This is a genomic window from Aquirufa sp. ROCK-SH2 (assembly GCF_054558315.1).
Map to the genome: position 1 here is coordinate 118,588 of NZ_JBPXKB010000001.1, position 14,543 is coordinate 133,130.

13 protein-coding genes are annotated in these 14,543 nt (G+C 36.2%); 3 read left to right on the forward strand and 10 right to left on the reverse strand.

Annotated elements, in window-relative coordinates; all coding sequences use genetic code 11:
- Window positions 1–3: 3 nt before the first annotated feature.
- Window positions 4–519, reverse strand: coding sequence for a hypothetical protein (locus tag V7S79_RS00505; protein ID WP_459488434.1), 516 nt, complete (start codon window positions 517–519; stop codon window positions 4–6).
- Between the two features lie 191 nt (window positions 520–710).
- Here V7S79_RS00505 and V7S79_RS00510 point away from each other — a divergent pair, with 191 nt between their 5' ends.
- The gene (locus V7S79_RS00510; RefSeq protein ID WP_459488435.1) at window positions 711–1,379 is read left to right on the forward strand and encodes a hypothetical protein; all 669 of its coding nucleotides are present in this window, start codon (window positions 711–713) and stop codon (window positions 1,377–1,379) included.
- A gap of 192 nt (window positions 1,380–1,571) precedes the next feature.
- Here the strand turns inward: V7S79_RS00510 and V7S79_RS00515 are convergent, their stop codons facing one another.
- The 5 genes from V7S79_RS00515 to rsmA form a co-directional block, all read right to left on the reverse strand.
- A complete protein-coding gene (locus V7S79_RS00515; protein WP_459488437.1) occupies window positions 1,572–2,528 on the reverse strand; it encodes an NAD(P)-dependent oxidoreductase in 957 nt (318 codons plus the stop codon).
- Window positions 2,525–2,854 carry a nucleotide pyrophosphohydrolase gene (locus V7S79_RS00520; protein ID WP_459488438.1) on the reverse strand — a complete coding sequence of 110 codons (330 nt, stop codon included), beginning with the start codon at window positions 2,852–2,854 and terminating at the stop codon, window positions 2,525–2,527. The genes V7S79_RS00515 and V7S79_RS00520 overlap by 4 nt, the downstream gene beginning before the upstream one ends.
- A gap of 1 nt (window position 2,855) precedes the next feature.
- Window positions 2,856–3,305: a D-aminoacyl-tRNA deacylase gene (gene dtd, locus V7S79_RS00525; protein WP_459488440.1), complete on the reverse strand. Its 450-nt coding sequence runs from the start codon at window positions 3,303–3,305 to the stop codon at window positions 2,856–2,858.
- Window position 3,306: 1 nt separating this feature from the next.
- Window positions 3,307–4,689, reverse strand: coding sequence for a magnesium transporter (gene mgtE / locus V7S79_RS00530; RefSeq protein ID WP_459488442.1), 1,383 nt, complete (start codon window positions 4,687–4,689; stop codon window positions 3,307–3,309).
- Between the two features lie 84 nt (window positions 4,690–4,773).
- Window positions 4,774–5,556: a 16S rRNA (adenine(1518)-N(6)/adenine(1519)-N(6))-dimethyltransferase RsmA gene (rsmA, locus tag V7S79_RS00535; protein WP_459488445.1), complete on the reverse strand. Its 783-nt coding sequence runs from the start codon at window positions 5,554–5,556 to the stop codon at window positions 4,774–4,776.
- Window positions 5,557–5,626: 70 nt separating this feature from the next.
- Between rsmA and V7S79_RS00540 the strand changes: the two genes are divergently transcribed.
- On the forward strand, window positions 5,627–8,908 hold the full coding sequence (locus V7S79_RS00540) for a PAS domain S-box protein (RefSeq protein ID WP_459488447.1): 3,282 nt from the start codon (window positions 5,627–5,629) through the stop codon (window positions 8,906–8,908).
- A gap of 55 nt (window positions 8,909–8,963) precedes the next feature.
- On the opposite strand, the gene V7S79_RS00545 is transcribed toward V7S79_RS00540, so the two are convergent.
- From V7S79_RS00545 to V7S79_RS00560, 4 genes are all read right to left on the reverse strand, one after another.
- Entirely contained in the window at window positions 8,964–9,260 is a 297-nt protein-coding gene (locus tag V7S79_RS00545) for a rhodanese-like domain-containing protein (protein ID WP_459488449.1), read from the reverse strand.
- 10 nt (window positions 9,261–9,270) lie between these two features.
- The gene (locus V7S79_RS00550; protein WP_459488450.1) at window positions 9,271–10,044 is read right to left on the reverse strand and encodes a PASTA domain-containing protein; all 774 of its coding nucleotides are present in this window, start codon (window positions 10,042–10,044) and stop codon (window positions 9,271–9,273) included.
- A 125-nt stretch (window positions 10,045–10,169) separates the two neighbouring features.
- Window positions 10,170–11,507 carry a Gfo/Idh/MocA family protein gene (locus tag V7S79_RS00555; RefSeq protein WP_459488452.1) on the reverse strand — a complete coding sequence of 446 codons (1,338 nt, stop codon included), beginning with the start codon at window positions 11,505–11,507 and terminating at the stop codon, window positions 10,170–10,172.
- 26 nt (window positions 11,508–11,533) lie between these two features.
- Window positions 11,534–12,898 carry a 3-keto-disaccharide hydrolase gene (locus V7S79_RS00560; RefSeq protein WP_459488453.1) on the reverse strand — a complete coding sequence of 455 codons (1,365 nt, stop codon included), beginning with the start codon at window positions 12,896–12,898 and terminating at the stop codon, window positions 11,534–11,536.
- Between the two features lie 271 nt (window positions 12,899–13,169).
- Here V7S79_RS00560 and V7S79_RS00565 point away from each other — a divergent pair, with 271 nt between their 5' ends.
- Window positions 13,170–14,501 carry a Gfo/Idh/MocA family protein gene (locus V7S79_RS00565; RefSeq protein ID WP_459488455.1) on the forward strand — a complete coding sequence of 444 codons (1,332 nt, stop codon included), beginning with the start codon at window positions 13,170–13,172 and terminating at the stop codon, window positions 14,499–14,501.
- Window positions 14,502–14,543: the final 42 nt, after the last annotated feature.

The following is a 14,543-nucleotide window of genomic DNA, read 5'->3' on the forward strand; positions in this document are numbered from 1 at the left end:
GGCTTATTTCCATCTACCTCCATCTAGGAAAATTCCGAAAGAAATATTTAAGTAATTTTTTTGACTTGCAGAAGGTATCATGTTGTATTCAGTGGTAAATCTGAACTTGCTGAATTCAAAACCAGCTCTAACGGTAGCGTCTAAACGAATTGTGTTGTTGGGATCTGTAATCTCATATTGGAATGAATCATTCGATGGTTTGATAATTCCAGGTAGGTAAGGTCCAGCTCCAATCCCAACAAATGGTGCAATCGAATTTCCTTCTTTATGGAAGTAATAATCGCTGGTTAATAACATAGCAGAATTAGTACTGACATCAGTGGTAAGGACTTCTCTTAAACCAATGTTAAGATTTTTCTTTAGATTGTACTTAGCTTCAAAAGCAAACGAGGTATTATTTGTTCCATTGCTTGGGAGCGTTTTCCCTAACTCAAAACCGATACGTAACTGGTTTGCTTTTTGAGCAAAAGTAAATTGTACAATTGATAATGCAAGAATGGTAAAAATGACTTTTTTCATTTGTGTGGTGTATTAAAAATGGTGGTTGTATTTATTTAATTGATATCTTCAAGTGGTAACGCTGATATCTATACGCAAAAGTAGTGCATCTGATTTTATGCCAAATTGTGATTTTGCAACTTTTTGTAAATTTTTCGAAATTTTTTTTTCAGTGCTGAAATTCTTAAATTTAATCCTTAAATCCTTTCATAATGAAACATATCCTACTTCTATTCATCAGTATCATCCTTATTTCTTGTTCTGAAAATACCAAAACGGAGGTGAAATCAGCAAAGAAAAATTTAAATCAGGTATTGGAATGCAAGGATTTGGCAGGTTTAAAATCGAAATTTGGAGAACAAAATCTCATTGCTGATACCCTCATAGTTATGGGTGATGATACATTAAGTGGATCTATATTATACCCTAAAACTCAAAATCAAGTATTGGTATTTTACCATAATCAACAAATCATTGATGTGACCATTTTGGGAGAGAAGTCGGACTGGGAAACAACTTCAGGTCTTTATTTAGGAATGAATTTGGCTGAAGTAGAGAAGATTAATTCCAAAAATTTCACCATTTCGGGATTTAATTGGGCACACGGAGGTACGGTAGTAAGCTGGGAAGGCGGTAAACTCGGCGGGGATAAATTAAGTCACGTAGCAACTTTCAGTAATAAAAATAATCAACATGAAGGGATTTCAGATGCAGAATATCTTCAGATATCAGGTCAAACAGAATTTGATGTTCGCCATCCCGTGATTCAAAAATTAAATCCTGTCTTGGATCAAATTTCAATTGTTTCGCCCTATGTTCCCAATGAAACGGAAGGTAAAAATATGGGACATATAATTGAGAAAAGTCAGAATGCGAGATAGATTTGATGTAAGAGGTAAGAGGTAAGAGGTAAGAGGTAAAAGGTAATAAGTAAGAGTTAAATAACGCGCACGGTTGTATCGAGTGCGTACTATGTATTGAACTTTTAGTTCATAAAATTGCCCAAAATAACGCGTTCGGTTGTACAGAGTGACACTCTTACCTCTTACCTCTTACCTCTTACCTCTTACCTCTTACCTCTTACCGCTTACCTCATTTATCATACATCCTCCACGATAACCATTTAATATATCTTGCATAATGGAGAAAATTCGACTTCTTGCTTCGAAGCTTATCCAAGCAATATGAGGGGTGATTTGAATCCCTTCGATTCCAATCAATGGATGGTTTTTTGCTGGGGGTTCTGTTTCCAAGACGTCTAATAATGCACCTGCGATTTGCCTATTTATGACTGCATCTGCCAAATCTTGGGATTGGATTAATCCACCTCTGGAAGTATTGATGATGATGGCATTGGGTTTCATCAACGCTAAAAAATCTTTGTTGATTAATTTATCTGTCTGGGCATTAAGTGGACAATGTAAACTAATAACATCTGAAATTTGTGCTAATTCCTCTTTGGATACAAAATGGTAATTTGGAATTCCTAAATCTTTGGTATGATGATAAAAAATATTCATACCTAAGCTAGCTGCCATTTGAGCAAAACATTGACCGATATTTCCCATGCCAATAATACCCAAATTTTTTCCTTGCCATTCAATCAGAGGTTGTAAGGCATAACACCAATCTTTTGAATTGACCCAATCCCCATTTTTTACGGATATTTGATGTTTCTCCACTCCATTACTCCAATTTAACAATAAAGCTAAGGCATGTTGCGCTACGGAGTAGGTTCCATAATTGGGCACATTGGAAACTTGAATCCCCCGTGCTCTACAAGCAGGAATATCTACACAATTGTAACCTGTCGCGGAAACAATGATTAATTTCACCTGTTTAAATTTCTGTAAATTTTCTTCATTAATCACGAATTTATTCGTAATTAATACTTCTGCATCTAAAGCTTCTGAGGGTATATTTGTTGAATCTGTTCGATCGAAATAGTGAATTTTATCTGTGTCAGAAAGTTCTTTCCAGCGAATATCATGCTGAAATAAGGTAAATCCATCTAAGATTGCAATTTTCATAAGTTTAGCTTTGGATTGTTTTTATGACGATCAAAATCCCTCTCAGTTTTCTTTTCCAAATTACGCTTTAATGCTTCTTCTAAATTGACACCCGTCTGATTAGCCAAACAAATCAATACAAATAAAACATCCGCCATTTCATCCCCTAAATCTTTGTTCTTATCCGACTCTTTTTCCGATTGCTCTCCATACCTTCTGGCGATTATCCGAGCTACTTCTCCTACTTCTTCTGTTAACATTGCCATATTGGTCAATTCATTAAAATAACGAACTCCAACCTCTTGGATCCATTTGTCGACAATTTTCTGTGCTTCTTCTATGCTCATTTTATGGATTTTTTGAATCTATGATAATGGTTACGGGGCCATCATTGCATAAGTTTACTTGCATGTCTGCCCCAAATTTTCCTGTTTGAATTTCTTTGCCTAATTTATTTTTCAAAGTTTGAATCATTGATTCATACAAAGGAATGGCTTTTTCTGGTCTCGCTGCTTCAATAAAACTTGGACGGTTTCCCTTTTTTGTTTGAGCAAAAAGAGTAAACTGACTCACCAATAAAATGTCTCCATTGACAGCCAAAAGGTCCAAATTCATTTTATTTTCCTCATCCGAAAAGATACGCAATCCAATAATTTTTTTGGCTAAATATTCTACATCGGATGCCTCATCACTTTCATGAATTCCCAAAAGCACCACAAAACCTTGCTTAATTTGTGCATAGACCTCTCCAGCAATGCTTAATTGTGCTTCAGAAACTCTTTGGATGACAGCTAACATCTTAGCCTAAAAGGAAATAAACGATTAGAAAATAAACACCATAACCCAATATGTCATTGGTTGTGGTGATGAAAGGGCCGCTGGCAACGGCTGGATTTATTTTGAGTTTATCCAATGCCAATGGCGTTAAAGTGCCCATTAAGGAGGCTAACATAACCACAGCAAAAAGGGATAATGAAACAGTAATGGATAACATAATTGCCCCATTGTCAATCAACATCGAACAACCGAAAGCAAAAATGGCTGCAATCAAGGCATTAATAAATGCAACGATTACCACTTTCTGCAGACGTTTGCCTAAGGTGGTATCCAAACCACTTTTATCTGCCAAACTTTGTACAATCAAAGAAGAGGATTGAATACCCACATTTCCTCCAGTGGAACCGATTAGAGGTATAAAAGCTGAAATGGCAGGTAAAAGGGAGATGGTTGAATCGAAACGATCAATGATTTTGGCAGCTAAAAAACTACCGACCATTCCACCAATTAACCAAGGTAAACGGGAACGCACCAATAACCAAATGGAGTCATCTTCCTCTACGTCTTCGGAAATACCGGCCATGACTTGAATATCCTCTTGGGCAGATTCAGTGATAAAATCGACCACGTCATCAATCGTAATGCGACCCAATAAGCGCCCCTGAATATTAACTACAGGGATAGCCTCTAAATCATATTTCTGCATCAATGCAGCAACTTCTTCGCCTGGAATATAGGTTTGAACAGAAACTATTTCATCTGCCTCATAAACGTCCTGAATTTTAGAACCTCTTTTGGCTAGAATAATTTTCTTTAAAGAAACTGTTCCTAAAAGCAGTCCATCATCATCTACCACGTAAACAGCATAAACCTTCTCTACATCTTCAGCTTGTCGTCTAATTTCTTCGACACATTCTGTTACGGTTTGTTTGACATTGATTTTAATCAACTCTTTTTGCATCAATCCACCTGCACAATCTTCATCATAGTGCATTAAATCAATGATAAATCGAGCTTGTTCTCTGTCTTTTAGTAAGGCTATCACCTCTTCGCGGATACGAACAGGTTGTTCATTCAAAATATCAACCGCATCATCGGAATCAATGACATTGATATAAACTGCGATTTCTTTCGAATTGAAGTTTTTTAAGAATTTTTTTCGGTCATCAGCATCTAAAGTCGAAATGATTTCAGCGGCTATTTTGGGATCCAATAATTGAATCAAATATTTCGCTTCCTCGCCTAATAATAATTCATCCAAAATGTTGGAAATATCGGCAGGAAATAAGTCTTCAATTTTTAATAATATTTCCTCTTCCGATTTTGTTTCGATCAAAATACGGATTTCCTCTAAAAACTCTTTGGTCAGTTCGAACGGAAGGTGTTGTTTGTTGGCTACTTCCATGATTGAGGGGGAAATTAAATTTGTGCAATTTAGTCAAATAATTACTTATGCTTTGTTGTCTGGGTATTAAAATTTTTCAAAAACTCAATTCCCCAAATATCCGTTTTCTTTCCAAAGCTCTGTCAATAAGGTGAATTCTGCCACACCCAACTGTTCTGCCCGTTTGTTTAATAATTCATGATCCGGCAATTGTAAAGCTCTTAATGCATTACGCAAGGTTTTTCTTCTTTGGTTGAAAGCCATTTTGACGAGCGCTTTGAATTTTTTAGGGTCACACGCTAATTTTTTATCCCAATTTCTGACCAATCGAATCACCCCGGAATTTACCTTTGGGGGAGGAGTGAAAACCTCTGGTCCTAGTGAAAATAAATATTCTATGTCGTAAAAAGCTTGTAAAAGGACGCTTAAAATCCCATAATCTTTGTTACCCGGTTTGGCCGCTAAACGTACAGCTACTTCTTTTTGTAACATTCCTACAACCTCTACACATTGATCTTTGTAATCCAAAATATGAAAAAAGATTTGTGTTGAAATGAAATATGGGAAATTGCCAACGATCGCGAATTTTTCTTCTCCAAAAATATTTTCCAAAGGCATTCGAAGAAAATCTCCTTCAATTAATCTAGGACCTGTGAATTCCAAATAATTTTTACGAAGATAACGGACTGATTCGGTATCAATTTCAATTAAATGTGTTTCGTATTCTGTTTTTTTAACTAAATATTGAGTCAAAACGCCCATTCCAGGCCCAATTTCTAAAACTTTGGTATATGCGCCATTGGGTTGTAATCCATTGACAATACGCTGGGCAGCGTCTAAATCGTTTAAAAAATGTTGTCCTAAGTTCTTTTTTGCTCTTACTTGCACTGGATTTGGGCTTTAAGGAGTAAAATTAAGCCCTTTTTTGTACATTTAAACAAAAAATTAAAATTTAGCTATGGCGAGTTGGGCGCACAAAAGCAAAGAGGAGTTAATCAATGAAATTCAATTGTTGAAAAAACTATTGGAAAATGGTGGCAATGATCATTCAAGCAGTTCCGATAGTCCAACAAAACAGAATTTAATCAATACATTAAATAGTCTCAAACTATTTGGTTTAATCATGTCCTTGGATGGCACAATCGTTTATGCCAATGATTATACACACAAGTTTTTAGGTTATGAACCACTCGAGTTAAATGGAAAAGATTTCTTTACTACTTTATTGCCGGAAGGTGAAAAGGAACAAAGAAGAGATTCCTTTGCGAAGGCGGTTGCTCAAGGTGGATTATTTGAGGAACGAGAAAGAGATTACATTACAAAAGCAGGGCAAATAAAATGGGTAGAAGTTGCTTCTACCATTGTAAGTGAGTTAGATGGACAGCGTTTTTTAAGTATCATAGGAGAAGATATTAGTGAACGCAAAAAGGTTTCTGAGGCTTTAAGTAAATCCAATGCCCAATTACAAGATTTGATAGATAATACCACCGATTTAATTCAAATCATTGGTGCTACAGGCCGATTTTTATTTGTCAATAAGGCATGGGCGGATACCATGGGATATACGGAGGAGGAAGTCAAGGACTTACGTTTGACCGATGTGCTTCATCCTGAATTTGCTCATTTGACCAATGAACAATTAGATATTTTAGGTAAGGGTGGGACGCTGGAAGAATATTCAGGCGTTTTTAAACGAAAAGACGGTCGTCGACTGTATGTAAGTGGATCGGTTAGTTGTCGTTTTGAAAAAGATGTGCCCACTGCTTTTCGTTTTATTTTACATAATTCAACCGCGAAAGTTCGTGCAGAGAGAGCAAGTAAATTATTCTCATCCATTGCCCAAGTGGCTATTAATTCATCCAATTTAGATGATTTATACAGTAATATTCACAAGCAATTAGGTGAGGTGATTGATGTAAAAAACTTTTTCATCGCACAATACGACCCCGCTAAAAGTTATTTGTATTTCCCCTATTACATTGATGAATATTTTAATTCAAGGGTTCATTTTACCAAACGGAAATTAGGGAATGGATTAACTGAATATGCCATTATGGCCAATAAGCCATTGATTTTGCATGACGATGATATTCATCAATTGGCCAAAGAGAAGAAGATTTATTTGTATGGCGTTGTTCCTAAAGTAATGCTTTGTGTGCCTTTGAGAATTGGCGATAGGGTAACAGGGATTATCGGTGTCAAATCTTATGAACGTGCCAATAAGTATGAAAATCGAGATTTAGAATTATTGGATTTTATTTCTGGGCAAGTCGCTTTGGCGATTGCCAGGAAGCAAGCGGAAGAAGCCTTAGCGAGAGAAACGGCTCGTTTGAATGCTATTTTTGAAGGAAGTTCTCACTTGATGTGGTCTGTGAATAAGCGATTGTTACTAACTAGTTTCAATTGCGAATATTCAGAGCTTTTGCAATCTGAACTCAATCGTACTCCTCAGTTGAACTTCAGTACCGAAAAGATGGGATTCCAATTGGTTATTAGTAATCAAAGAAGAAATTTAGAGGATTTTTATAAATTGGCTTTTAGGGGTCAAAAGCAGCATTTTGAATTGGAATTAGCCACTAAAAATGGTCAAGAAAAGTGGTTGGAAGTGTATTTGAATCCTATTTTTTTAGAAAATGGTCAAATCGAAGAAGTATCAGGCATAGCTAGGGACATTACAGATTTGAAAAAATACCAAAGAGAATTAGTAGAAGCGAGGGAGCAGGCAGTCCATTCATTAAAAGTGAAAGAACAGTTTTTAGCCAATATGAGTCATGAGATTCGTACACCTATGAACGGAGTAATAGGAATGATTGATTTATTGGCAGAAACACCTTTGGAAGAGGAACAAATGGATTATGTTCAAACCATTAAAAAGTCATCTGAGACGCTTTTACATATCCTAAATGATATTTTAGATTTGGCTAAAATAGAAGCTGGGAAAATGGCTCTTCATCCAACAGACGTGGTATTTGAAGAAGTTTTTGAGCGATTAATGGCCTTGTTTTCTCAAGTTGCCCATCAAAAAGGCAATAAAATATCCTACCATCTAGCGAAAGATATTCCTCGGGTTTTAGTGGCTGACGAAACCAGATTATTGCAAATATTATCTAATTTGACATCCAATGCCTTGAAATTTACCGAAAATGGAAGGGTAGATATTGAAGTAAATACCAAGTCGATTACGCAAGATGAAGTGGAGCTTTTGGTTCAAGTGAAAGATACAGGCATAGGTATTTCAGCTGAAAATGTTGAAAAATTGTTCAGTGCTTTTCAGCAATTGGATAATTCTACCAAGAAAGTATATGGTGGTACTGGATTAGGCTTGGCCATTTCTCGGGAGTTTTGTAAAATGATGAACGGTGAAATTGGGGTAGAATCTAAAATAGGAGAGGGAAGTATTTTTTGGTTCACTGTTAAACTTTCGATTGGTGACCAGTCCTTGGCCTCTCAATCAAAAAGTAAGACTCAATTTGAAATCAAAGGCACCTTAGATCTTTTAAAACCAGAAATACTTTTGGTGGACGATAATGCAACGAATCGGAAAGTTGCGAGTCAAATTTTGATTAAGGCAGGGTGTCAGGTGGATACAGCAAGCAGTGGACAAGAAGCTATTGATAAGTTGAGCGCCGCGCATACTTTTGATTTGGTATTAATGGATATTCAAATGCCAGGAATGGATGGAATGGAAACAACTCAATACTTGAAATCGGCGAATTTGACCTATTTGCCTCCAATAATAGCCATGACAGCCTATGCGATGAAAGAAGACAAAGATCGTTTTTTATCTGTAGGCATGGACGATTATTTGGCAAAACCCATTCGTGCGCAACAATTGATTGATGTGGTTAGCAAATGGATTTCAGGTAAATCGGCAGAGGAGCAAGTATCAGTTAAAAAAGAAGAAAAAACTCCAGTAGTTGATAAAGAGATATTAAATGCTTTGTTGGATGCTGTTGGAGGAGAGAAATCCTTTGTGGATGACATGCTGAATGAATTTATTCAAGAGGCAAAAGAGCAAATTCGTGCATCTATGGAAGCCTATCAATTAGGAAATTGCAAAGGGGTTCAATCGGAATTACATACCCTAAAAGGAAATTCCGGAACACTCGGAGCCGCAGAAGTGCATCACCTTTGTGAAATCATAGAGAAAAAAGCCAAAGTTTGTGAATTCAGCGTATTTGAAACAGAAATCAAAGAATTGAGTGAGGCCTTGGAGCGGTTTGAGAGAGGGGTGAGGTAAGAGGTAAGAGGAAGGATATTTATCAGTCTCTTACCTCTTCCTCATAATTCATAACTCATAATTCATTCTGCCAAGCCAACATCCCGCCAATTAAATTACGAACATTGGTGAATCCTTCGGATTCAAGGTATTGTTGTGCTCTGCCTGAACGAGCTCCAGAACGACAATGAATGATGATTTCCTCATTTTTCAAGTGCTCAATTTCCTCTAAACGATCAGCTATTTCTCCCAATGGGATTAATGTTGCGCCTATATTAAACTCTTCATATTCATGTTCTTCGCGAACATCAATCAAGTTTAATTTTTCGTTTTTTTCGATTCTATCTTTTAATTCTTCTACTGTAATATCCATTGTTAATTTTTTATTGATTTTCTTCTCCACCTACAATCCATAAGTCGATAATATCACCTGGATGTATACTAGTTCCTGTGCAAGAAGCGCATGTTTGTTTGAAGACTGTTCCTGGAGCTTGCTCTGAATTGGCTTCGTAAGTTACTTTACCAACTTTCAATGTCATACCTGCCAAAATAATATTTACTTCATCCAAAGGTTTACCAATTAAGTCAGGCATTTCCATTTCAACATTGGCTGTACCATTTCCGATAAATAAATCAATGACAGCGCCTTTTGGGATGCTTGCGCCAGCTTCAATTTTTCTCCCATCCACTTGCATATCAATCACTTCCTTGATTCTAGGGTCATTGATTTCATGTACAATTCCTTTTTTTAATCCAGCAATTAACAATTGTTGTTCCGCACTACGTACCGATAAACCCACTAAACCTGGCATTTTTATGGTAGGAGGTGTTTCGGAATTGATGGTGATATAAATTTTTCTACCCGATTTTACCAAAGAATTTGGTAATGGGTATTGCGATAAAATAGTTAATGGAGGACGATCTGCTGTGTAAGTGCAATCGGAAATTTCATAAGTTAAGTCATTGGCATCGACCAATTCTTCCATCTTTTCCATACTCATCCCTTTTAAATTAGGGACCTTGATGGTTTCACCATGGTGTGTGCTCCAAGGTAGATAAACAAAAAAGAATCCAAAGAATAAGACCAAGGTGAGTGATACAATAATACCTATGTGGGTATATAAATCTTTCTTGGTTTTGGTAGGGATAATTGCCATTTTTTCGTCTTTCAAATATCAGATGGCAAGATAATAAAACAATTATGAATTATGAATTATGGATTATGATTTATGGTCAGGTTTTCACATTCCATAATTCATAATCCATAATTCATAAATGACAACTAGTACTTAAACACCTTATCTCCTGCCATTACTTCTTGTGTTTTCTCATTGAAAGTAACACGTTGGCCTGTGCGGTAAGCCGCATTAGACATAATGGTTGCGATAGAATGTTGGTAACCAGCTTCAATAGGAGCATTTGGAGTTTTACGTGAACGAACACATTCCATCCAGTTTTTGATGTGGCTGAAAGTTAAATCATCACCTCCTGTGTTGGCATCTGTAGCAACTTGAGCAGCTCCTTCAATCTTCATGCTAGGTAATAAATTTGCTTGCATTCCCATTGCTTTGGCTTCTCTTTCTGATAATCCTCCGTTTGGAGAAATCATATTGGTATCCAAATTTAATTCACCACCATTCGAGTAATAAATTTCTTTGGTACCACCTGCTCCATTAGAGAAACGAGAAGTAAATTGAACTTGGAAACCTTTGTTTGGATTATCTAATGGACCGTAATCAAATACAACAGTTAAAGTATCAGCATTTTTACGTCCATCTTGCCATTGGTAAATACCCCCATTAGCTACAGCTGAACGAGGATGAGCTAATCCGGAAAACCAGTGAACAGTATCAATTTGGTGTGACATCCATTGACCTGGAATTCCTGAAGAATATGGCCAGAATAAACGGTATTCTAAGTATTTTCTTGGATCAAAAGTATCAGCTGGGCGATTCAGTAAGAAGCGTTTCCAATCGATATCTGATTCTTTCAAATCTTTGCATAAGGCAGGTCTTCTCCATCTTCCAGGTTGATTTACGTTCCAAAGTAATTCTACCATTTTAATATCACCAAATTTACCTGATTTGATAAATTCATCAGCTGCCCAATAATTGGCCCCTGATCTTCTTTGAGAACCAATTTGAACAATTTTACCCGACTCTTTCACTGCTTTTAGTACCGCACGAGCATCTTCCATGGTCTCAGCCAATGGTTTTTCTGTATAAGTATCACATCCTGCTTTTACTGCTTCAATGGTATGTAAAGCGTGTTGGAAATCGGCAGTTGAAATGAAAACTGCATCAATTCCTTTTGCAGCATATAATTCGTCATTATTTCTGTAGGTAGTTATATTTCCACCTAATTCTTTTTCTAAATAAGCTTTACCTTCTTCTCTTCTTCTATTCCAAAGATCAGATAATGCAACCATTTCAAAGTTCATTCCTTTGGCTAAAGCCTTGAATGGAGGCACGTGAGACGCTCTATGTCTATCGGAAAATCCAACGCAAGCAACACGTACACGATCATTAGCACCAATAATTTTACTGTATGATTTGGGACTGAATGCCAAACTACCTAAGGAGGCAATGGCACTTTTTTGAATAAATTCTCTTCTTTCCATGTTATAGTTATATGATAGGTTCTAAATTATTTAATTTCTCTGATTTTGATATTTTTATAGAAAACAGAATCACCATGCTCTTGTAACAAGATTGGACCTCTTTCCATCATGCCAAATCCTGGCCAAACTTTGTGTTTAGAATGAGCAACTAATACGCGATATGCTGGTCCACCTCTTTCATATTCTAACACTTTAAAGCCATTTAACCAATGTTCCACATGGTTGTTTGGATAAACAATCACACGGCCTTTATTCCATTCACCGATTTTCTTTTGGAATCTCTTATCGTTTTTGATAGAAGGAATTAAGTCATATAAACTAGCTAAAGTTCTATTTCCTTCTGTTCCTAATTTAGCATCTGGATGTTTTTCATCATCCAATACTTGGTATTCCAAACCGATGGCAGATTTTCCAGAATTGTACGTTTCATTGACAAAATATTTAACTCCAGAATTCGCTCCTTCGGTTAATTTAAAATCAAATACTAGCTCAAAAGCTTTGAAAGTATCGTTAGACAAGATATCTCCTCCATTAGTAGATTCTTGCCCTCCTGAACTGTTAACATGCAATTGACCCTCTTCAACTGTCCAAACTGGAGGAGGTGCTGTCGTTTTAAAAGCTGATCTCCATCCTGTTAAATCTTTTCCGTTGAATAAAAGTTTGTATCCTTCTTGTTTTTCTCCATCTGAAAGTGAATTCATTGTGTAATTTTCGATAGGAGGAGTTGAAGCATCTACTGGTCTTGCTTGAATATCTTTTCCAGTTTGAATACGAATGTTTTTCCACATTACTTGCTTACCTACTTGGTCATTACTGCCAATGGCATGAACTTGGAAAGCGATAAATCCTTTAGCAGTCATATCGTCTACTAAATATGCCACAGGTACATCATTGATCCATGTGCGAATCACATTGCCAATTGCTTCAATACGGTATTTATTCCATTCTCCACGTTTAAATGCTTTTTTTGCACTTGGATTCATTTCATTTTGGTATAACCAACCTCTACGAGATTCGTCATAAATACCACCAGACCAACCTCTGTCTGAAGGGTCAATTTCTACCTGATATCCATGTACTCGGCCATTTTGATATTCTGGAGTTGATAAACTTCTGATTTGGATACCAGAGTTCATGGAATTGTCTAATTTTAATTCACATTCTAAAACGAAATCGCCATATTCTTTTTCTGTAGCCATAAAAGAATTAGGGGTATTGGCAACTGTCGTACCAATCATTACTCCATCTTTAATTTCATATTTTGCTTGTCCATTTAATTGTTTAAAACCATTAAATGTTTTTCCGTCAAAAAGATTTGTCCAATTTTGCTTTTGTGAAAAAGCTGGTGTGAAAACCAAAAAGCTTAATAAGCCTAGTAAGTATTTTTTCATGTTTATTTAGGAATTTTTAAATATAATATAAAAGTAGGATGTTTTGTATTTATACTCAATAAAATTTTGAATATTGATGTATGATGTAAGATGTATGATGTATGATGTAAGATGTATGATGTATGATGTAAGATGTATGTATATGGATGTCCATTTTTTTCTTCATAGTAGACTCGAAAATTTTACTTCTTACATCATACATCTTACATCATACATCAATAAGTAGATTTCCCTAATTTTATCCTTTCAATTCTGTAAAACTTATTTTTTTATGATGAATCAAAATAGAAGAGATTTTTTAAATCAGTCGCTTTTAGCTTTAGGTGCTATCGGAACCTCCACACTTGTTCCTCTTTCTTCTTTTGGGAGAAATAAAATAATCAGTGCCAATGATAAAATTCATGTCGGCTTAATTGGTTGTAAAGGTCAAGGTTGGTCAGATTTGATGGCTTTTTTGAAGAATCCAGAGGTGAGTGTGGTGGCATTATGTGATGTGGATGCCAATATTTTGAATCAAAGAAAAGCAGATTTAGATAAAATAGGAGGTCATAATCCTACTCTTTACAATGATTATAGACGTTTGTTGGAAAGTAAGAATTTGGATTTTGTCATTATTGCAACTCCAGATCATTGGCATTGTTTACAATTAACCGATACCTTATCTGCTGGTTTTCATGCATATTGTGAAAAACCAATTGCTAATTCCATTGCTGAAGCGCAAGTGATGTTAAAAGCGGCTGAGCGTTCTAAAAAAATCATTCAGATTAATCAATGGCAGCGTTCTCAACAACATTTTAAAGATGCAGTTGATTTTGTGCAATCAGGAAAATTAGGAAATTTATTAACCACTAAAACGTGGATGTACCGAGGAAATAGTTCTCCTTTGGTCAAAGTTCCCAGTACCCCCGTGCCCGCTGGAGTAGATTATGCAAAGTGGTTGGGTCCTGCCACCAAAAGAGAGTTCAATGCTAATCGATTTCATTATGAATTTAGATGGTTTTGGGATTATGCTGGTGGATTAATGACCGATTGGGGTGTACATTTAATTGATATTGTTTTGTGGGCTACGGGAGTTGAAATGCCCAAATCCGTAATGGCTACTGGAGCTAAAATTGCATTTCCTGATGATGCCAGAGAAACGCCTGATTATTTAAATGCTGTGTATGATTACGGCAAGTTTACCATGTCGTGGGAGAATATTTTAGGAATTACAGGTGGTTTATATGGGAAACAACATGGGATTGCTTTTGTTGGAAGCAATGGAACCTTGGTGGTGAATCGAAATGGCTGGGAGGTTATTCCAGAAAAGGATGGTAATAATTTTAGAATGGAAGCGGTTGCCTTACAGCCCAAAGTAGATAATGGATTGAACTTACATGCGGTGAATTTTTTAGATGCATTGAAAGCAAATGATGCTTCTAAATTAAATTGTCCGATTCAAGCAGGTGCTCGAGTGGCAATTAATTCGCACATGGGAAATATGGCTTATCGTGTGGGAGAAAAGATTCATTGGGATGCAAAATTAAATCAATTTAATTCCAGTAAAGCGAATCAATTAATCAAACCAACCTATCATAATGGTTATCAATTTCCAAGAGTATAGAGTTAAGATAGTATAGCCTATTTTCCTTGGCTTTTCTTCTTT